Genomic DNA, 21,026 nt, shown 5'->3' on the forward strand with positions numbered 1-21,026 from the left:
CCGAGCAGCCTTTGAGAAAACTTTTGATTAGCGGCCTATTCATAATGCTCATAGCTTACTACTTTACTGCCTTCACTGCCGATATTACAATTAACATGTATTAGGTCAGACAACGCCGATTTTATTCTCTGGTGAGTATGTGGTGGAGCAAAAAACATCATAAACCCTCCCCCTCCAGCACCTAACAGTTTCCCTCCTAACGCTCCTGCAGTTTTGCCAGCATTGTAGATATCGTCTATTTCAGAATTAGAAACGCCAGCAGCTAGCTCACGCTTTAATTGCCAAGCATCATCAAGCATTACCCCTAAATTATTGAACTCGGGGTCTTTTGATTGCAATATGCTTTTCGCTTCCAGAGCCATCTGATGTAAGGTTGTCAATTGCGAAAATTTCTTTTTTACATTCTCGATTTTTTTCACCGCAATAGTTTCTGCAATTCGAGTAAAACCTGTAAAAAATAGTAGAATATGATCATTAAGTAATGCGTGATTACCTGGCCTCATAATCAATTTAGATATATCTATTCGACCATTTTGATTAAATTCGATGCTATTAGTACCACCATGAGCGGCCCAAACTTGATCTTGTGAACCAACTTTTTCTCCAATGACTTCTTGTTCGATACGGATAGCTTCTAGACCAAGTTGGGTAGCTGAAGTAATCTTTCCTTCTAACGCGCGCAAAGCGTTGATAAGTCCCACCGTAAATGCAGAACTAGAGCCAAGACCAGAGCGCGCAGGCAAATCGCTAAAGTGATGTACTTCAATACCATGGTTTGTTGGGTGCTGCTGCATCACTGCACGAACAGCAGGATGTTGTATCTCTGATGGATCACATACGTTTTCTATTTTTGAATAAACGATCCTATGTTTATGCTCAAAAAATGGAGGCAAAGTTCTAACACTGAGATAGCAATATTTATCAATGGTTGTGCCAACTACAGCCCCACCATTTTCTAAATACCAAGCAGGATAGTCCGTACCTCCGCCAAAAAGAGATACTCGGAAGGGAGTTCTTGTAATTATCATAATAGCTCCTGGAATATAAATTGAGCATGCAGATAACTTTCTGGAGTGCCAAAATCCAGAAAATTACTACCTTTATTTATACACTGTATCGGCGGCCTACTGAGATCCATTAGGTATTCCCTTTCAAACGAAAAAATAGCTCTAACTCGTAAAGTATCTAAATGTGACTTTCCTAAGTAGTACCACCCAGCATTAATCTCACCCTCCTCTTGTTTCTCTTCCTTTTCAACAAAGGAAGTCAGCAGTCCTTGTGACTTTTTTATCGCACCAAATCTAGACGCGTTGTCTACAGTTGTAGTTAATATCCCTCCTCCACAGACTTGGCTGGTACTTACAAATTGCTCGACCTCAAACTCGACAAAAGTATCACCATTACACACTAATATCTCGGTGCACTCATGTTTGCTCTCTAAATAAGATATAGCGTCACAAATCGCGCCACCCGTTCCTCTCGCTTCCTTTTCTACCTGCCAAGATACAGCTATCTGTGACTTATTTTCCTCTCTGAGCCACCGAATAACCTGCTCGGCTCTATACCCTAGGCAAAAGTGAATACGAGTAATTCCCTGCTTTTGACACCAAGTCAATAAGTGTTGAATAAAGGGTACTCCATTGATTTTCGCCAAAACTTTAGGTCGGTCATTCACAACACTTTTTAGCCTTGTGCCTTTACCCCCAGCTAAAACGACTAATGTTGGTAATGTATTCACGCTACAGATACTGAACTCCAATTTTGTTTGTCTCTCGCTCGACTATTTTTCTGCGTAATCGGGTTTGAGCCATCTCCTCTATATGCTGCCGGGTCGAAAAACCGAACTTTTTCTCTACAAAATTTAAATACTCGACGTTTTCAAAATACCGATGAAATGCTTTATCCCTAAAAGCTAACACATCAGCTGCTGAAACATGATTCGTTGGAAGAGGCTGGCAATCATAGCTGTGCTGGGAATATCCGGACCAGGTTTTTGGCAACTCCCACCCCAAGCTATTAGCATCCACATAAAGTTTAGAACCAGGATATGCCATCGCCGAATAAAAATTTATAAACTCACACCTTAGCTCAATAGCTAAATCTAAGGTTTGTTGCATAGCCTTCATGTCATCATCAGGCAATCCAAAAATAAAATTGCCCATTACGTTAATATCTGCATCTTGAATTTGTTTGACTATCGTTCTTATATCATCTTGAGAAAATGATTTTTTGGCACCATCTCTTACGACTTCACTTCCAGATTCGATACCTAAAGCTAGCCACCTGATACCTGCCTTTCTTAACAAAGGTAAGGTATTTTCTTTTACAGTATCAACCCGCGCATAAGCCCAAATATTAAGTTCGCTCGCAAAAGGTAGCTCCGCAAGCATCTCGCAGATAGGTATGTAGTGATTCTTTTTAAGTACAAACATCTCATCAATGATTTTGAAGGTTTTCACTCCATATATCTCGTAAAGATGTTTTATCTCATTGACAACAGCGCGGGGGCTTCGTGTACGATACTTATTAGTATCAAATGGCGCATTGATACAGCAAAATACACACTTGTAGGGGCACCCCAAGGTCGTGTAAATCGAAGCATATGGCTGCCTCGATTCTAGTTCACCGAAGCATTGCCAATTGTGCGCCCTATACTTATTCATCGGTAGAAGATGCCACACTTCTCCGTGTAAATCTTTGTCTAAGTCATCCGATATTTCAGCTTTTGGTCCGTATACAAACACTCCCTTATCGTCCTTATATACAAGCCCCTTCACTTCATCTAGCGGTAAATTTTCAGTTAATGCCCGCCATAACTGAAAGCTAGTGATCGTTCCCTCCCCCTGACATACGAAGTCAACTCTAGTTTTCTCTAAAGTATCCTGAGGCAGTGCCGACACATGGCCACCAACCAGTAGCGTTTTTATATTCGGATCAAGCTGTTTCAGCTCATCTATAAGCTCAGAAGCGCCCGTCATAACCTGAGTTGATGCTGAAGGTTGATGTCCAAATGCCACGACGACCACAAGTAATGGGGAAAGCTCTTTTATCCTCAATGCCGAATTTTTGGCGCCTAACCCTTCGGCTTCGGTGTCTAAGATATTTACAGGTACTTGTCGATCAATCAAATAACCAGAAATAAGCCGAGTCCATAAAGGTGGCTCAATTGCTGTGAGTTCATTGCCTAAAGACTGATAAATTATGTCCCTACCACCGGGATTAACGACAACTAAATCATTCATTTTTGTCACACTTTTTTAACTAAAGGTTCTTTCTAAATAGATGTATTTGATATATGTCCATTAAAAAAGCTCTTTCTAAGCTAACAACTGTACAATCAGAGCTTGTAAAGAGATCTATCAGGTCTCTTTCATATAACCAATCTTCTGTAGGTTGGTTGGGTACACCATACTCTTCAATCCAATCAGCTAATATATCTTTTCTCGGTGTTGATATTATTAAAAACCCACCTGGCTTACATATTTGCACCAAGGATTTTACAAATGATAACTTTTGCTCAGGTGGTATATGTTCAATAACTTCCGACGACACGACCACATCAAAACCATCTTTCAAACCGAGGAATTCAAGCAAGTCAGAACTGCCTGTTACGAAGTTTATATGTTCAAAAGAAGATTTTGCAAAATCAATCACATCACCGATAGGATCTACCGCAGTAACTTTTCCATATTTAACCATCAGGCTTGATAGCCAACCCCTTCCGCAGCCAACATCTGCAATAAGGCTCTCACCAGTACTTCCTGTATGAATTCTAGAAAGATATTTATCGATGACCTTCCACCTACATGACTCATCTGTATTAGGCGTAAAACGGTTCCAAGAAGGGTTTTTAGTGAAAAGCTCTTTGTAGTATAAAGATTCTTCAACCGAAGGGCGATATGTCAGATCCTGACTATAATCGATAGCTTTTCCATTCTCTATCCAATTTAAAAGCTGCTTGATTCTGATCCTACTTGTATGTCGGGTCAGTACTTTGTTGCGAGCCGTTATCGTAATATTTTCTCGACAGAACTTATCGCTGTTTACCTGGTTAATAGCTTCTAGGCACCCATCAATTGAGGAAAATGCTAATATATCTTCATTGATAGTAAAGAGTGATTTTTGCTCTTTTCCAGGTGGGATCCATGTTATCACAGGTACAGATGCTCCCATCGACTCAATTACTCTACCTGCAAATGCTTTAAGAATAGATGGCAAATTAACATTCGCGCATCCCATCCTCAGTCCCTCTAGATGAAGCTCGAACAAAGCTCCACGTATTGCTCTCAAATTTGTCAAAAAGTTATCGAGAGCCAGATCAGAATCTAAGCTGTCGGGGAAACTATCTATAAGTTTATCAAATAAATAAGGCAATTCAGTATCCCTCTCAGGTAGATGCGGCCTCTTTAATTTCTTACGAAGCTGAGAGTGGCTTAAAAACTTTCTCCGCTTGCCATAATTACTGCCGACAAAAACCGCATACTCAGTCTCCGGCGGATCTCTAAAGTCAATATATTTCTCTGGCATCATAGGTGGATACCACGTCGCATCTATTCCAATCTCACTCCTGATCACATTTGCATCGGCTTCACTACAAACAAAAGCTTTGTCAAAATTTTTTAGCTGCTCTAACGCTAAAGCACGTCTATTTCGCAAGTTAGGAAACTCTAGAAGCTCATCTTCTTCAAATATCAATGACTCCATCAATATGCCCACTGAGATATTAGCAACACTGGAAAACCACTCCCAATAATGACTAGGTAACGCGCCATGTATACACCATACCCATACTTGATCAAATTTTTCGCTTGTATTTTCACGTATGTAATCTAGGCATATAGTGTTTACTTTTCCTGATTTATCTATAAAAATCGGAGCAAAAGTATGCTCAATATTATTCTCAGTTAAGCCATCGCTAAAAGCATACGAACCGGTGTATGACCAAGCTCTAGCCTGTTCCCATGTGGTAAACTCTATTGGTACTAGTAAGATTTTCAAATTTCCTGCTCTCTATATTGAACTAACAGTGAGTGTATGTTGGCTAAATGCTTTTTCTTCTCATCTTGGGGCCTTCTTTCAGCAAAATAAGTACTTACTGAAAATAATATTTCTCTCATAACACCTTCTAGTGGCTTGTTACTTAATAGCCAAATATAGGCACTTACAAATGATGGATCCACCTGAATAATTTTACTTACAATCTTCTCTTTTTCTGAGAATTCGAGAGCTGGTGAGAGTAGGACTTTATACAGTTCTCTAGAATTTAAAGAATCTATCTCCCTCTCTTCGTCAATACCTATAGCTTTCTCTGGATTAATCGCGAAATATTTATTTATAGCATCCGAGTTCTCATCTATTGCTAATTCAGCCTCAAAAGGCTTAAGAAAGTAAGGCATTTTATTTTGCATTTCCTTAAGAACCTGAATGTCCCCGCCCCTTACAATTTCATTAAATTTAGCATTAATAAAATGTGGTATATACAAATCCTCTTCACCTACACCACAACTTACAACCCAACTATTTTTAACAGAAAATATATTTTCTTCAAAAAAATTATGGTAACCGCTTTGAAGACATGCCTTAGTCAACAAACTCATAAATTCAGAAAATTCAGTAGAAAATAAATTATCCTCTTTATCATAGATATATTTAGCTAGATTCTTCAAATAATGGATATAACTACCTTGGTCTTTTTTATCACAAGCTTGTTGATGAAACTCTAAATCAAAAAAGTCATCTGGATGGAGGTGAGCTAGTAAACCTTTCGAATAGCCTGCTGCAATATGCTCTTCAATGTAACCTTCAAGACTTAAATTTTTGAAATGTCTACCAACTAAATGACTGTCAAGATATAGGACTCCACCCATCGGGAAAAATCGAACGCCAAACTCAATATCTTCACAGCCATATTTGGTAAACTCTTCGTTGAACTTTAAGCACTTAAAAAATGAAGTTTTGAAAGAAGTAAAGCCACCGCAAAAATTAGACAATTTAGTTAAATTTTTTGAACCATTAAATATACTCCAAGCTCCAAATTCCTCATACCACTCGGTAAGGCGGTTTTTGAAATTCGTTCCTTCCCAAGTTACTTTACCCACCAATGCTGACATCTCGCTTTTATATTCATTGTGAAATGAAATAACTCTTTGACACCAGTTTGGATCAGGAAAAATATCATCGTCTATAAACATCCCAATTTTAGTACAAATATTATCTAATCCTGTATTCCTAGCCGCAGACAACCCTTTATTTGACTCATGAGTTATAACCATGCAGTTGAACTCAGATTTCACTTTGAAAATAAAGTCATAAGATGGAGAAGCATTTCCATCCCAGACAATATGTATTTTAATATCTTTAGAAGTAGCCCTTAAATGCTTCAATAGCATTAGTAACCTCTTCTTGTCCTTTCCTATAGTTGGAATAACAACCGTAATATCTCCCGCCTTATACTCTTCCACCACCACACCTACTTTAATAGTTGAAAAATTAATTTCGTCCAAATGTAACAAATATTTTTGGCACTTACTCTTTGAACAGTTAAATCACTTGATAGAAGCTTAGTTATCTCACCAATGAGAGTTTCTTCCGAGGAAAAATAAAAGATATTTTGATAATTATAGCTCTTGTTAAATACTCTTGTTTCATAATTATCTTGCTCAAGTAAAATAGCTCCACACTGTAGAGCCTCTCTCACCTTACCTTTACACTGAGACCGGAAACCATACGTTTGGGTATTGACTACGATTTTAGTACTCCTCAACAGCTTGGCATACTCACGAATTGGAAGTGGATTTCGATGCTCTCCTGATACACCTCCAAAATGATGGAAATCAGATCCAAAATGAGCTTTTAGTATATCGACCCAATATGCCCTCTCACCAACAATACTACCAAACAGAGCTATTTTGATTTCTTTAGGCTCTCTACCACAGTCATAAAATAATGATGGGTCAAACCATGTTGGATGAAAAATTACCCGCTCAGGATTGCTATGCTTTTCATAGGGAGCTAACCCTTGATACATTTTTTCTAAACGACTGGCATTAGAATTCTCTATTACTAGATCTGCATACTCTAATACATCTCTTTCATATTCCAAATATCCCGACTCTTCATTCTCTTCATCATAGTCCCACCAGATAGTGAGAATTTTCAAATTAGGTAGATGCCTTTTTAAGTTAATGAAAAACGACTTGGGTATGTTTTCTTTTACATGAGTAGGGGTATGTATTAATAGATCAGGCTTAAATGCCAAAACGCGAGATTTCAATTCTGTGCACCAGTTTTCTAATGCAGTAGCCATGAACTCGGAACCGTAAAGCTTAAAAAGCTCCGCCATTGGATATAGTTGGGATAACTCGGTATATATATTATCTTCATAAGCTCTACTAGAAATAACCACATTTGAACTGTATGTGCCAATTTCTTGTGGTGATATAATGGGCAAGCCATTCAATTTCTCACCCCAAAGCCCTTCATTTTTATCAGCAATAGCTACAACATTTAATCTACTGATACAATCCCAATATTGGGTCGTGTGAGCACCGGCACCATAGATAACAACAGCGCTGCTACCAATGACATTAAAGCAATCAGTCACGGACTGCTGCACAAGTTCGACACTATCTTGCTCTTGCCAACCAAAAGAATAGGTTTCGTGTTCACCTAGCAGGCCAGACTGAACCATGGGCTCTCTAACTTCTAACTTGCCGGCTGAGTCTTCATATGGCTTTGATTCGAACATATGAATTGCAAAAAAGGTTTTTGGTTGAATCAACATTGCTTAAGATAGTCCTGATAAGTTAATTCCAACCCTTTATCAAATTCAGTCTCTGGTTCCCAGCCGAGTTTAGAGCACAGAGTATCGTCTAGCGCTTTATGAGGCATGCCGTCAGGTTTTGTTGAGTCCCACAAGAGCTCACCTTGATACCCCACCGTTTTTGCAACAATGCTGCCTAATTCTTTTATGGAAAGTATTCTTCCACCACAAAGGTTGACAGGTTCAACACCATGATAATACTCTAGGAAGTGGAGCATCCCTTTAGCAGCATCATCAACATAAAGAAACTCCCTAGTTGGCGCCCCCGTTCCCCAAAGTGTTACAGACTCTTTATTCTGTTGTTTGGCGCTATGAAAACGATTGATCAAGGCGGGAATAACATGGCCTCGTTCATCGTTAAAATGATCTCCCGGTCCATAAAGACTTGTTGGAACCAGTGTGAAATAGTTCAGATTATACTGAATTGCATAATATTGAGCTAATTTAGAGGTTGCGATTTTCGCGATCGCATATGCTTCATTAGTTGGTTCCAGCACTCCCGTAAGCAAGCATCCTTCTTTAATTGGCTGCTCAGCTAATCTAGGGTAATAACAGTTAGACGCAAGGTTAAGCAGTCGGCACACGCCAAGCTCCGCGCTGGAGCGAATTAAGTTTGTTGCAATCATCAAGTTATCATATAAAAACTCAACAGGTTGAGTGCGATTGGCTTCAATACCACCAACTTTAGCTGCTGCACAAATAACTGCGTTTGGTCTGGTCTCAGCGATAAAGTCATTCACATCAGACTGGTTGCGAAGATCAAGTTCATCTTTATTTGCAGTGATAATTTCCACATCTAACGCAGAAAGCGCTCTTACGAGCGCTTTTCCAACGAGCCCTTTATGACCAGCAACAAATATCTTCTTATTATTTAAGTTGAAAATTTTAGACATTACTATATTTTGTATTTGTAATCATATTGTACCCCTTAACTAGCTCAGCAATTCCGAGTTCTAATGAGTACTTCGGTAAAAAGCCCGTCGCTTCAATTTTATCGTTCGAAACGATATAGTCTCTTTTATCCGGATCTTCACCTATGGGAGCCTCCAAAAATGTGAATTTTGGCAACTGTTTTTGTATTTCATGACATAGCTCCAACTTCGATAGATTGGCGTTTGAAAGACCTACGTTGTAGGCCTCGCCTTTCATTGTTTCGAAGTTTTCTAGTCCGTGAAGGAATGCTCTAGTCACGTCTCTAATATGGATATAATTACGTTTAAAATGAGATTCAAACAGCACCACCGCCTTGTCTTTTACAGCACGATATACAAAGTCATTAACTAATAAATCAAGGCGCATTCTCGGTGCAAAACCAAAAACAGTTGCGAGCCTAAAACTGATTGATGATTCACGTGCTAATACAGCTTCTTCAGCTTCAACTTTGGTCTTGCCGTATAAACTAATCGGGTTAAGTGGACTTTCTTCAGTGCATAACGTTCCCGACTCCCCTATGCCATAGCCACTATTTGTGATCGGCATGAGCATCATTTGTTCTTTGCTGAGTAGCTTGGTAAGCGAAATAACTGAATCTCTGTTTGTTGTGATAGTGCCAATTTCATCACGCGCACACAACGGCGCTCCGACTAGAGCCGCTAAAGGGATAATCACATCATGTTTACTTACCAAACGAGAGATTAAATTTAAATCTCGGCAGTCTCCACGGATAACCGAAAAATTAGGATCTACACACACTGCATTGAGAGAATCTTGACCAAACATAAAATTGTCTAGCACTGTTACTTTGTGACCTTTTTTAAGTAACTCGGGAACCATAATTGAACCCAAATAGCCTGCACCACCGGTCACTAAAATATTTAAAGACATTAGTTTACCTCCTTTGCAACACTATCTAGTACCTGATACAACTTTTTCAACTCAGCGCTCAGATCAAATGGATGGTTACCAACGAAAAAGCCATAATCATGAGCGATATTAGCATTAATAACTGGCGTAGCTTCAGTATAATCGTAGTACTTTATTACATCATGGCGTAAGAAGTTTCCACCAGTTATAATTCTAAAGCCGATCCCAGCTTCAGAAAGCGCATCAAAAATAGCAGCTCGGTCGAACTTCATTTCTGGATTTAAAATTATCGTAAAACAAAAGCAGGAACTTACTCCATTTTCCTTTTGGATAATAAATCGTTTATCATTTTCAAATAAAGAGGTGAAGATTGCTAAGTTTTTTCTTCTTGCAATGGTAAAGTCTGGCAACTTTTTCAACTGTTCGATACCTGCAGCTGCATTTAGTTCTGTCGGCCTTACGTTGTAACCCGGCAAAATGAAACGGTAGGCTTCGAAAAGGTCATCTTCTTTTTTCTCAAACAGTTGAGAGTTGTTAGGTAGATCTCGTGTCCAGCCATGAGCTCTCAAGCAACGACAAATTTCATTTAGTTCGTCATCATCAGTTAAAATCATTCCTCCTTCCATTGTAGAGATATGATGAGAGAAGAAGAAGCTAAAGGTATTAACATCTCCAAACGTACCTGCTTTTTTCCCGTTCAACTCAGCATCCATGGATTCGCAATTATCTTCCATAAAATATAAGTCATTCTCGTCCGCGATTTCCCGCATTACATCAAGCGCAGCCGGGTTGCCCAGAATACTGACCCCTAAGATCATACGTGTATTTTCAGTAATCGCCCCACGCAAGATATTTGGATCCATATTCAACGTTTCTAATTCTATATCGATAAACCGCACTTTTAAGCCATACTGCTGAAGCGGGTGGTAGGTTGTAGCCCAGCTCAAAGCTGGAACTAGGACTTCATCCCCTCTTTTCAAAGGTCTTTCCTTTTTAAAGAATAAAGAGGCAACTGCAACTAAGTTTGCAGATGATCCGGAGTTCACCATAATTGCATGTTTTTTGTTGTGATATGCAGCGAATTGATTTTCAAACTCGGAAACAATCGGCCCCATAGTAAAAAAACCTGAGTCGATTACTTTTTGCAAGGCTTCTAGCTCTTCTTCTCCCCAGCTAGGCGCTGCTAAACTATATGACATTAAAATGGTCCTTTAAATTGCTTTTGATATGCCAGCTCACATTGAGCATCATTGGGTTCCCAACTACTTTGTGGATTACACAAATTCATCGCCGCCATGGCGATTGATTTAGGGGATGGATAAAAAGCGTTTTCTAATGTAGGCGTAGTAGGGCACGTCGTTGCCGCGAACCCAAGGCGCTTAACTTGCACTCTTCTTGTGATTATCTCACTCTCGGCAACCCTAGCCGAAATTTCCGCAGAAATCCCGCAATTAAGCCAACCGTTATCAACAATAAGGAGTTTGCCAGTCTTATCGACTGACTTTTCTATGGTTGCAGAATCTAACGGTGAGATTGTAACAGGGTCAATAATTTCCACACTTATGCCTTGAGCTGAAAGTAGCTCCGCTGCGCGAATGGCCTCAACAACCATATTGGAGATAGCGACAATGGTGATATCGGATCCCTCTTCTACTACTCTTGATTGGCCGAATTCGACAACATAAGGCTTCTCTGGCACATAAGATTCTGTACTGTAAAGGAGTCTATGCTCCATTATAATAACAGGGTTGTTATCTCTCACAGCCTGTATAGTTAGCCCTTTTGCATCATGAGCATTTGAAGGAGCCACAACCTTTAGCCCCGGAACATGTGCAAACATTGCATGCAAGCCCTGTGAGTGCTGAGCTCCTTGCCCCCAAGATTTACCGATCATGGTTCTAACTACCAAAGGAACTTGGACTGTTCCACCGTACATATAGTGACTTTTTGCCGCTATATTAACTAGTTGGTTCATGCACAACATCATAAAGTCCATACGAATGTGCACGTGAATTGGCCGTTGTCCAGCCATTGCAGCTCCGATTGCAACCCCCGTCATCGCATCTTCCGATAAAGGAGTTGTGAATACTCGCTCTGCTCCAAACTTTTCGACTAAGCCTAGAGTTGACCCCTGAATTCCTTTGTGATCGTCTACATCAAGGCCCATCATAAATACACGGTGGTCTTCAGACATTGCTTGCGCGGCACCTTCATTAAGCGCCTCATAATACTTTAATAAGCGAGTGCTATTTGGCGTAGACATAATCGTACAACTCCTTTGGATCAGGAAATGGGCTTTGCTCGGCAAAATTAACTGCTTCTTGAATTTTGGTTTCTATCTTTGTGTCAATACTGTCGCGCAGCGCTGGGGCTAAAGTTTCACCGAGCGTTATCAAAACATCATTTTTCCGCCATGGTTCTGCCGCTTCTAATGATCGGTAGCCTTGATCATAGTCTTCGTTAGGCCCAACATGTTCGCTCCAGCGATGAGTAAAGCACTCTATGAAACACGGACCTGCTCCCTGCCGCATTTGCTTGATCTGCTCTCCAACGTATTCATGTATCGCAAAGATATCAGGTTTGGAAAACTGTTTGGTCGGTATTCCGTATGTGCTTACTCGTTGAGTTATATGGGGAGTTGCCCATCTTTTATCTATTGGCTCATGAATTGCTAGTTGGTTATTTTCACATACAAATAAGATTGGTAATTTATGAAGTGCAGCAAAATTAATACTTTCGCTAAAGCAACCTTCTTCTGTTGCGCCATCTCCCATAAAAACAACAACAACGTCAGTTGTTTTTTTCTGCTTGATAGCTAAAGCATAACCCACTGCAACAGGTATTCCCGTACCTACCACAGCAGACATACCAATCACACCATGTTGAGACTCAACTAGGTGCATAGAACCCGCTCTACCTTTTGCACACCCTGTTGACTTACCATACAGCTCAGCCATCATTGAATTGAGACTACCGCCTTTTGCCAAGTATACTCCGTGCCCCCGATAAGTACCGCAGGCATAATCTGACGCCTTTAGGTGTTCTATAACTGCAGCGCAAATATATTCTTGGCCTATCGCCAAATGTACTGGGCTTTTAATTTTGTCGCTAGGATATATTTCAGCGATCACTTCTTCTGTACGTCGAATAAGCGCAACTTGCTCATACAGACGAGCATTCAATGATAAAGATTCATTCATGCTGTATTATCCATTTAATTTATTAGTTTTTACTTGACCCGCTAGCCCTTATCAGTAGAGCTCCCAGTCACACTTATCTAAGCCTTTCTCGATAAAGTGTTGGCCCATCTCTGAAAGGTAATCTAACCATAAGCTGTTTAATTTTCTATATATTTTTAAGTTTTCTTGCTCACTTTCGTATTTATAAAGACTTGTTAACATTGGACAGTGGTAATAGAGCAATGATCCCTTAATAATATGGAAAATATGGCTAAAACGCGTATTCCTAAAGGCGTATAAATAACGCTCCTGCCTTTTCAAATTATCAGCAGCTTCAGTCACTGTTGCAATTTTTTCTTGCGCTATCAAGGCTATGTGCTCAAGTGCTTCAATAATCAGATCTTTACCTAAAGTATCGAAATTGAGATCTTCTAAACCCACATTTTCAAACTGATCTTTAATAAGGCTGATAATAGAAGCTTTATCAAGGCCGTCTTCTAGATCTATTAGATCCTCGTAGGGAGTTGGTATTGCACCTTTAATAAAAGCACCATGTCCAATATTAAAAATATTTGCCGGCTTTAATGCTACCAAGTCTTCTAGCTGCCGATGGGACATCCTGTAAGTTTCGTTTGTTTCTACAACTCCACCTAAATTGCCAGGCAAAGTGCTACCATCATAACCTAAAGGTTGATATTTGAACTTGGTTATATTGTTAGAATTACTATAAACGCTGTACTTAGAATGCGTCTCGCCAGCTTGTAAACGTCCATTATCCACGCCACACAGATAAATATTCTTAAATCCAAAATGTAAAGCAAATGATAAGCCTGTATTTGCAACTAAAGGATTTGAGTACGCTGTAGTAGAGAGTCCACCATGGCCTTTCATGGCTAATTGAACATTTATAAAATCTGTGCCAGCTTCATTCCCTTTTAACGAAAAACCGACCCAGTCGTATAAATCCACCGTATCAGGGTACACAGTATTCACTCCAAGTAGATTAATTTTTTTATAAACTTCCTTAGGAGCCATATCTAATACAGCCTGATAATTTCTATAAGGCCTTTCAACTAAGATATGGAAATCTGGTGTGACACCCATTTTTATTAGAGAAGGAAGTGCGGTACCGCATGCGAAAATAATTGCCCGATGTTGATTTCGCTTGATAAAATCCTGTGCTTCATCAAGTGATGGGCCATTTCCTATTACCAATACTGGAATATCTTTAAGCGCCTCAACAGGCGCATTTTTAGCATCGTAGAAAGGCACGCCTTTTGTTACATTCAGATAGGAATGAGAAAGACCCGTCACCGCGTCGTTGTAAAAACCGTGCCCAAATTGAAACTGAAAATAATCTTTAAAGAAGTTTGCGATACTTTCATTTATTTGTGGCAAGGGATAATGTTGGTAACAGAAGCTTCTCACTATTGAAAAAGCGCCTATATCTTCTGAAGTCTTTTTCAACTCACCCAATAATTCATCTGGTTGGCATCCAATATAAAAGAATAGACACCCCCCTTTTTCGTCCACATCTTCGATTATTGTTGACCAATCAATACAGAATAAGCTGGCAAAGAATAACTTGAAGTCTGGCTCTATGATGAAAGAGTAGCTAAAGTTAGTGTGTTCAAAAAGCATTGGAATATGGTACCCGAGGCCAACACCGAAAATCATCGCTGTGGGAAACTCCGAAGGTAACACCTTAAGAGCCTCAGCTTCACCAGCTTCTTTAACACCGCGAAGGTAAACAGCCAATTCTCTCATATAACGAACGTGGATCCGCTGATCTCGACTGTCATTATTACTCGTAGTATATTCTGTAAGTGTGAATGACGGATTATTGACGGCACGTTTAACTTGCGTTGTAATTTGCTGGTATGGAGTACTTGAATAAAATCGGGCGTTGCCTTGAGGTAAATCTATATTGGCGTAGCCATCCTCTTCAACGTGCAAGCAAAAATCAGGCTCAACGCTATAAGTGGAAATAGCATCTGCAATTGATGGGTAATACTTTGCGAAACACTCTAAGTTTTTAGTGAAACGTCGATTTGCTTTTGGAGCAAACTCAGCCTCCCTTTGTGACACAGCCAAAGACGTTTCGGCAGCTTGGGACAACTCTTGAATTTGGTTTTCTAGGGATTTTTTTTTTGTCATATTATCGGAATTGCTTGTAAATAAGTAATTTTTTATTGACTTGTGTATGCGTGACAAGCTCATCTCGAGTTGAACACTGCAGCTCAATTAATTTACTTACTAAATCGCTGTAGCTGTTAAGTGTACTTAACAGCTGCTCATAGTCTGATTGCTGTTGAATCAAACCATCAGAAAAAATAGTTTTTAAATTCTGAGACAGGGCTTTTTCAACTTCCACGGCTTCAGCTAATCTTTCTTCTTGAATACATGTCTGTAATAGTGTCAGCTTCCGTTGTAACACTACTAGCGCATTATCCGACATTATAGCTGTCTTGGTTGTCCGCGATGGTTTTATGTCTAACATCCGCGGGAATTGCATCCCATGCCGATTTTATTTCCTTTAATAAATTACTTACTTCTTCAACTAATGAAGGGTCGTTCTTAATTGACGCATCTATCAATCGATCTAACATATACGAATAAAGTGCGAACAGATTTTCTGTCACTTCACCACCAATCTCGAAGTCAAGGCTGCCTCTCAGTGCCTCAATAATCGCAGACGCTTTCGACAAATGCTCTGCCTTAGCTTCTAGTTGTTTTTTTTCTATTGATACTCTGGCTAGTACCAATTTTTCTATAGCTCCCGCCATCAACATTTGAATGATTTCGTATCTGTCAGCACCGGCTACTCGTGTTTTAAGGGCTTCTCTTTGATAATTTTTCACTCGAGCATTATACATAACTATTGCTCCTAAATTTAATTAGACTTAGTAAAACCAGGTAGATTGGCTAGCTGTGCCCCCAAATATGACTGGGTCTGTTGCATTTGTGCAATCAATACATCTAAACCTGCATATTTTTTTCGAAGGCTCTCTTCTAGAGATTCCATCCTGTATTCGTGGTTGCTAACATCATCTTTTAAATCTTCAAGCTGGCTATTTAAGCTATTTTGCCTCTGCTTCAAGATACCACTGGAATCAGCATAGTTGCCAAGCAACTCTTCAAGCTTCTTAGCAACACCGTTTTCACCAGCAAATGCCGTGCCAATATCATCAAAATTTTCATCCATTGCTTCATTTAAGCTTCGGACTAGGGATGATTTTTCAAGGTAACCGTCATCTTTCACACCGATACCTATATCAAAAATTGATTCAAACGGCCCAGCATCAACTAGTTCTGATGACAGCGTAGTAATTAACTGGTCGCTTAACGACCTCATAGAAGAGTCACCATTCAGGGGCTTTGATGCTCTAGTTTGCAGTCCTATCATACCTATAAGGTTATTGTAGTTTGCGATAAACTCATCAACCAACTTTGTCACTGATTCGCGGTCGTAGTCGATATTCAATTTTGCGGTTTCATAACCGTCAATATCATTGCCTTCACTCACTTCCAATGCCTTAATTGTCATATCTTGTACGGCATTCTTAAAAGTATTTGTTGAGCTAGTTACCTCTAACCCGTCTACAGTGATTACAGCATTTTGCGCGTCCTGAACCGAGGTCATACCAGCTGTACCACCTGCAAATGGAGATGTGCTGACAGCATCTAGTTCAGCTGTATCAGACGTGATGGTCAAGTTATTTCCATCGCCTGTAACGTTTGACGTTAGCACTAACTTAGAACCGACACTTGTGTTTCCTGTATTAACAATATTAGCAGTCACACCGAAATTTGAGTCTGAGGAATTTATTGCATCTCGTAATTCTGCAAGCGTCATACCAGCCGCCACATCAAGAGTAAAAGCCTTATCTGCACCCGCACCGAAGGTCAATGTTCCTCCAGAAGCACTGACTACGGAATCGGTAGAATCAAAAGAAGCGTCGGCAGACACAACTCGGCTGCCTTCAGCAAGTTGCTTGACTGCGACTTTAAAGTTACCTGTAGAAATATCAGAGGTAGGCGTTACGCTTATAATATCTCCCGCAGTTGGCTGTCTTATATTAGCGACTCGTTTACCAAAGTTTTTTGAGTCTGCTAACTTTTCCATCGTATCTTGGAGCTTTGAAACCGCACCTTTCACTTCACCAATAGAGGAAAGTTCTACAGTCAACGACTCCTTTTTCTTGGTAAACGCCTGCATTTTAGGAACATTTTCGGCATCTATCGATGCTTTGATAATGCTTTCAAGGTTAAGCCCTGAACCTACACCAGCTGAAGTAATTAATGGCATAACTCCCCCTTAAGATAATTCATGCTGTTTCATCGAACAGCAAACCTCTACTAGATACTTTATCGGCAAACTCTTCCAATGCTTTAGCCACTTCCCTAAACTCCTCTGATGGTATCTCGCGGATCACTTTATTGCTCTCTGAATCTATTACCTTGACAATCGGCGGATCGCCCTCTTCATCAAACTCAAATTGTAAATTCGTCGATGTGACGGGAATAAACTGATTTACTTTTTCAAGATTTTGCTTTACTTCAGCAACCAGGTTACTTTTTTTGCTTTGCTCGTCTTCACGAGCTTTGTGCGTGTCTCGCCCTGTTTCTAGTTGCTCTACTGCTCTTGTCGTCTCAGCTCCACGTTCATCTTTTGACAATTCGTCAGGCTTTTGCTGCAAAACATTTGGCCCCGAATGTGTTGAAACTTGTATTTCTTTCACAACACACCTCCGAAATAAACCTAGTTTACAGTATACGTCAAGTTCGTGAATTATTCACAAACTTGACGCTACTGTTGTTCATTAACCTAACAACGATAACGCCACTTGTGGACGCTGGTTCGCCTGACTAAGAATTGAACTACTTGCTTGCTGGAGAATCTGCATTTTTGTTAAATTTGCAGTTTCCTGTGCAAAGTCAGTATCTTGAATACGAGATCGCGCAGCCGTCAAATTCTCGGCAACGTTTGATTGATTTCGTATCGTAGACTGGAAACGGTTTTGCACCGCACCTAGCTCAGCACGCTTCTTGTCAACTACTGCGATTAACGCATCCATACCAGCCATAACTGCTTGCGCATTTGCTTGTGTAGATACCGAAATACCACTGGCAGTAAATACACCAGAAAAGCTAGTTGCATCTGCTGAAGCACCTACTGAGGTACTAATGCTTCCCGCTGTCGCACTTAAAGAAGCACCGGTTACGCCACTAGCAATACCAGCTATACCCGACAAAGTAAACCCGCCATTAGCAACCAAGCTATTTGTAGTAGCACCCACATTTTGCATACTAAAACTGATCGTTTGCACGGCATCAGCACCAACTTGGAAGTTTGCGTCATAGCTACCGTCAAGCAAGTTTTGACCACCAAATGTGGTATCTGCAGCAACCCTATTCACTTCTTTAGATAGCGACTGGATCTCTTCTTGTATTGCTAAGCGGTCTTCATCAGTATTAGAGCCGTTAGAAGCCTGCTGTGCCAATGTGCGAATACGCTGAAACATTTGTGTTGTTTCATCTAGCGCACCTTCGGCTGTTTGTGCTAATGATATACCATCATTTGCATTTCGAATGCCCTGATTCAGACCATTGATTTGACCTGTGAGACGATTAGATATCTGCATACCAGCAGCATCATCTTTCGCACTATTTATACGAAAACCTGAAGATAGTCTTTTAAAGGACGTATCAAGTGAATTCGCAGAGTTCATTAACTGACGCTGCGCATTTAATGAGCTAACGTTAGTATTTACATATAAAGCCATAATAGCCTCCGCTTTATCAATTTTAATCAAAGCGTCGGGATACCCCTACCCTTCAGCTTCGACGAGTTAGAGTCCTAAAGTTATAGTTCTCTAACTCTGCTATCGACTGACAAAGAAAAAGCTTTAGCTTTTTTTTAAATAATTTGATTATTCAGTTTTAACCTTGAAGTAAGCTCAATGCTGCTTGCGGTCTTTGGTTAGCCTGGCCGAGTATGGTCTGACTTGCCTGTTGTAGGATCTGGTTCTTTGTCAGCTTGGCCGTTTCTAAAGCAAAATCGGCATCTTTAATTCGAGATTTTGCAGCTGATAAGTTCTCAGATATATTCGCTTGGTTTCGAATTGTAGATTGGAAGCGGTTTTGAACTGCACCTAATTCGGCACGTTTTTTATCCACTACTGCAATTAACGCATCCATACCAGCCATTACCGCTTGAGCATTGGCTTGAGTTGATACAGATATACCAGATGCTGTATAAACTGCAGCGAAGCTTGTCGCATCAGCCGAGACTCCAACAGATGTACTAATGGAGCCTGCAACAGCGCTAAGAGAGGCGCCACTTACACCACTAGCGATGCCAGCAATACCCGACAAAGTAAAGCCCCCATCATCCTCCATACTATTAGCAGTAGAACCAACATACTGCATACTAAATCCAATTGTTTGAACGGCATCAGCGCCAACCTGGAAGTTAGCTGCATATGTACCATCAAGCAAATTTTGACCACCAAACGTGGTGTCGGAGGCTACACGGTTGACTTCTTTGGCAAGCTGCTGAATCTCTTCTTGGATCGCTAATCGGTCTTCATCTGTGTTAGAGCCATTAGCTGCTTGCTGTGAAAGCGTTCTGATCCGCTGAAACATCGATGTAATTTCATCCATCGCCCCTTCCGCGGTCTGTGCCAATGAAATACCATCGTTTGCATTTCGGTTTCCTTGATTCAGGCCCATGATTTGTGATTGAAGACGATCGGAAATTTGTAGACCTGCCGCATCATCTGCTGCGCTATTGATTCGCATACCTGATGATAAACGTTTAAAAGAAGTATCTAGTTCATTGCCAGAATTAGTTAGTTGTCTTTGTGCGTTAATAGCACTGACATTCGTATTTACATATAAAGCCATAACTCACTCTCTTTTTGTCAAATCAATTATCTAATTGATAGATAGTTAAATGACAAAGCGGCACTTATGCATCGGGTGTTCAACCAACTAAGGCAACCAATTGCCACTTTGACGCCAAAATTAACTCTAACAAGATATAAGCAATATGCAGGCCAACAATTAGTGAAAATTCTAAGTGATGAAATAATGGGGAATTATCTAGTTGAGCAAATAGATAAAATAGGTGCGCATTTACTACAAGTTATTAAAGCGTACTCAAACGATATGATTAGGTCACGTATTGCGATGTTGCTTGGGTGTGTAATGGAAGTAAGTGGATATTGCAAATGTGCCACGCCGAAAAATGGTATTAACTAGTAATGAATTTGGATGCGTGGAGGCGGCTACTCTGCTTTGCGTTTATATTCCCCCATACGAAAGGGTGAAAATATTATTTCTTAGAAAGAGTGTTTACGTTTAGGTAGGCAATATAGACTAGCTATGTGAGTATTCAATTGACTGCAAAGCAAGAGAGCGATACCTCACTCTCTCACAATCTATACTTTCAAAATCATTCACACTATTAAAGCGCAAATAAATATTAGAATGGCTCACCGCCATTTAGTAAGTAAGACAGGCCATGTCCGCCAACAGAAGCATAATAATAAGAATGATGCGAACCAGTTAGACACTCAACACCAGACTCAGCGTAATAGCTCGATACACTCGCACTACCATACGTGAACTTAGAAAAGTTAGCCGCACTGATTTGAATATGCGTACTTTGATGAGGCTCCAAGGTGAACGTCATCTCCCCTTCACTATTTGTTACATTACCCGCGGAAAGCGTTCTATTACTTAATACAGCACCAGTTGAATCCCAAAATTTAACCACTACATCAGTGTTGTCCTTATTACACACATTAGTCAAAATAATGGCACTATGCCAATTTTGGCTAGAGCCAGCCTTCCAGTTATGTACATGTTTTGTAGTGGCAAAGCTTTGACTCGAGGCGGCTAAAAGTGCAGCAGTCACTAGTAGTTTTTTCATGATATATCATCCTTATTATCTTATTGTTAATAATAGATTGTAACAGATTACAGATAAAGCGCTACAGGGTTCATCAAACCTTTTACAGCGCCCATCTTGTAAAATGCAATTAACTTGCAATGAATATAAAAAAGAGGCCATTTGGCTAATGCTGATCAGTTAAGAAGTTGATCGGTTGACCGATCAAAATGATCATGCACAATCCGTAGCTAGGCAACTAACTACGGATTTTTTGTGAATATAGAACAAGCTCTTCATTCAGCTTTTGAAGAAAGCACGCGTT

The 21,026-nt window shown here is 40.1% G+C and carries 20 protein-coding genes; 1 reads left to right on the plus strand and 19 read right to left on the minus strand.

Annotation, left to right across the window (positions count from 1 at the left end):
* Positions 1-35: 35 nt before the first annotated feature.
* The 18 genes from F9Y84_RS03555 to F9Y84_RS03640 form a co-directional block, all read right to left on the minus strand.
* Positions 36-1,028 carry a GHMP family kinase ATP-binding protein gene (locus tag F9Y84_RS03555; protein ID WP_147389957.1) on the minus strand — a complete coding sequence of 331 codons (993 nt, stop codon included), beginning with the start codon at positions 1,026-1,028 and terminating at the stop codon, positions 36-38.
* Positions 1,025-1,738 carry a sugar phosphate nucleotidyltransferase gene (locus tag F9Y84_RS03560; RefSeq protein WP_167508261.1) on the minus strand — a complete coding sequence of 238 codons (714 nt, stop codon included), beginning with the start codon at positions 1,736-1,738 and terminating at the stop codon, positions 1,025-1,027. The genes F9Y84_RS03555 and F9Y84_RS03560 overlap by 4 nt, the downstream gene beginning before the upstream one ends.
* Position 1,739: 1 nt before the next feature.
* Positions 1,740-3,242 carry a B12-binding domain-containing radical SAM protein gene (locus F9Y84_RS03565; RefSeq protein ID WP_167508260.1) on the minus strand — a complete coding sequence of 501 codons (1,503 nt, stop codon included), beginning with the start codon at positions 3,240-3,242 and terminating at the stop codon, positions 1,740-1,742.
* 19 nt (positions 3,243-3,261) lie between these two features.
* Positions 3,262-4,998 carry a methyltransferase domain-containing protein gene (locus F9Y84_RS03570; protein ID WP_147389954.1) on the minus strand — a complete coding sequence of 579 codons (1,737 nt, stop codon included), beginning with the start codon at positions 4,996-4,998 and terminating at the stop codon, positions 3,262-3,264.
* Positions 4,995-6,461, minus strand: coding sequence for a glycosyltransferase family 2 protein (locus tag F9Y84_RS03575; protein ID WP_167508259.1), 1,467 nt, complete (start codon positions 6,459-6,461; stop codon positions 4,995-4,997). The genes F9Y84_RS03570 and F9Y84_RS03575 overlap by 4 nt, the downstream gene beginning before the upstream one ends.
* A gap of 8 nt (positions 6,462-6,469) precedes the next feature.
* Positions 6,470-7,783, minus strand: coding sequence for a glycosyltransferase family 4 protein (locus F9Y84_RS03580; protein ID WP_147389952.1), 1,314 nt, complete (start codon positions 7,781-7,783; stop codon positions 6,470-6,472).
* Positions 7,777-8,715 carry a GDP-L-fucose synthase family protein gene (locus tag F9Y84_RS03585; RefSeq protein ID WP_147389951.1) on the minus strand — a complete coding sequence of 313 codons (939 nt, stop codon included), beginning with the start codon at positions 8,713-8,715 and terminating at the stop codon, positions 7,777-7,779. The genes F9Y84_RS03580 and F9Y84_RS03585 overlap by 7 nt, the downstream gene beginning before the upstream one ends.
* Entirely contained in the window at positions 8,708-9,646 is a 939-nt protein-coding gene (locus F9Y84_RS03590; protein WP_147389950.1) for an NAD-dependent epimerase/dehydratase family protein, read from the minus strand. Before F9Y84_RS03590 ends, F9Y84_RS03585 begins: the two co-directional genes overlap by 8 nt.
* The gene (locus F9Y84_RS03595) at positions 9,646-10,824 is read right to left on the minus strand and encodes a DegT/DnrJ/EryC1/StrS family aminotransferase (protein WP_147389949.1); all 1,179 of its coding nucleotides are present in this window, start codon (positions 10,822-10,824) and stop codon (positions 9,646-9,648) included. The genes F9Y84_RS03590 and F9Y84_RS03595 overlap by 1 nt, the downstream gene beginning before the upstream one ends.
* Positions 10,824-11,888, minus strand: a complete 1,065-nt coding sequence (locus F9Y84_RS03600; RefSeq protein ID WP_147389948.1) for an alpha-ketoacid dehydrogenase subunit beta — start codon at positions 11,886-11,888, stop codon at positions 10,824-10,826. The genes F9Y84_RS03595 and F9Y84_RS03600 overlap by 1 nt, the downstream gene beginning before the upstream one ends.
* Positions 11,872-12,825 (minus strand): thiamine pyrophosphate-dependent dehydrogenase E1 component subunit alpha, encoded by a 954-nt coding sequence (locus tag F9Y84_RS03605; RefSeq protein WP_147389947.1) that lies wholly within the window; start codon positions 12,823-12,825, stop codon positions 11,872-11,874. The genes F9Y84_RS03600 and F9Y84_RS03605 overlap by 17 nt, the downstream gene beginning before the upstream one ends.
* Before the next feature lie 51 nt (positions 12,826-12,876).
* Positions 12,877-14,961 (minus strand): motility associated factor glycosyltransferase family protein, encoded by a 2,085-nt coding sequence (locus F9Y84_RS03610; protein ID WP_167508258.1) that lies wholly within the window; start codon positions 14,959-14,961, stop codon positions 12,877-12,879.
* A 1-nt stretch (position 14,962) separates the two neighbouring features.
* Positions 14,963-15,262: a hypothetical protein gene (locus F9Y84_RS03615; protein ID WP_147389945.1), complete on the minus strand. Its 300-nt coding sequence runs from the start codon at positions 15,260-15,262 to the stop codon at positions 14,963-14,965.
* Entirely contained in the window at positions 15,252-15,680 is a 429-nt protein-coding gene (gene fliS / locus F9Y84_RS03620) for a flagellar export chaperone FliS (protein ID WP_147389944.1), read from the minus strand. The genes F9Y84_RS03615 and fliS overlap by 11 nt, the downstream gene beginning before the upstream one ends.
* Before the next feature lie 17 nt (positions 15,681-15,697).
* On the minus strand, positions 15,698-17,113 hold the full coding sequence (gene fliD / locus F9Y84_RS03625) for a flagellar filament capping protein FliD (protein WP_147389943.1): 1,416 nt from the start codon (positions 17,111-17,113) through the stop codon (positions 15,698-15,700).
* Positions 17,114-17,132: 19 nt separating this feature from the next.
* Complete coding sequence (locus F9Y84_RS03630) at positions 17,133-17,546, minus strand: flagellar protein FlaG (protein WP_147389942.1); 414 nt, start codon at positions 17,544-17,546, stop codon at positions 17,133-17,135.
* Positions 17,547-17,627: 81 nt separating this feature from the next.
* Complete coding sequence (locus F9Y84_RS03635) at positions 17,628-18,590, minus strand: flagellin N-terminal helical domain-containing protein (RefSeq protein ID WP_128729615.1); 963 nt, start codon at positions 18,588-18,590, stop codon at positions 17,628-17,630.
* Between the two features lie 157 nt (positions 18,591-18,747).
* Positions 18,748-19,713 (minus strand): flagellin N-terminal helical domain-containing protein, encoded by a 966-nt coding sequence (locus tag F9Y84_RS03640; protein ID WP_147389941.1) that lies wholly within the window; start codon positions 19,711-19,713, stop codon positions 18,748-18,750.
* A 66-nt stretch (positions 19,714-19,779) separates the two neighbouring features.
* Between F9Y84_RS03640 and F9Y84_RS03645 the strand changes: the two genes are divergently transcribed.
* Positions 19,780-20,070 (plus strand): hypothetical protein, encoded by a 291-nt coding sequence (locus tag F9Y84_RS03645; RefSeq protein WP_147389940.1) that lies wholly within the window; start codon positions 19,780-19,782, stop codon positions 20,068-20,070.
* A 223-nt stretch (positions 20,071-20,293) separates the two neighbouring features.
* On the opposite strand, the gene F9Y84_RS03650 is transcribed toward F9Y84_RS03645, so the two are convergent.
* Complete coding sequence (locus F9Y84_RS03650) at positions 20,294-20,743, minus strand: hypothetical protein (RefSeq protein WP_147389939.1); 450 nt, start codon at positions 20,741-20,743, stop codon at positions 20,294-20,296.
* Between the last annotated feature and the right edge of the window lie 283 nt (positions 20,744-21,026).

This window comes from Pseudoalteromonas peptidolytica (assembly GCF_012641745.1).
Classification (GTDB): Bacteria; Pseudomonadota; Gammaproteobacteria; order Enterobacterales; family Alteromonadaceae; genus Pseudoalteromonas; species Pseudoalteromonas peptidolytica.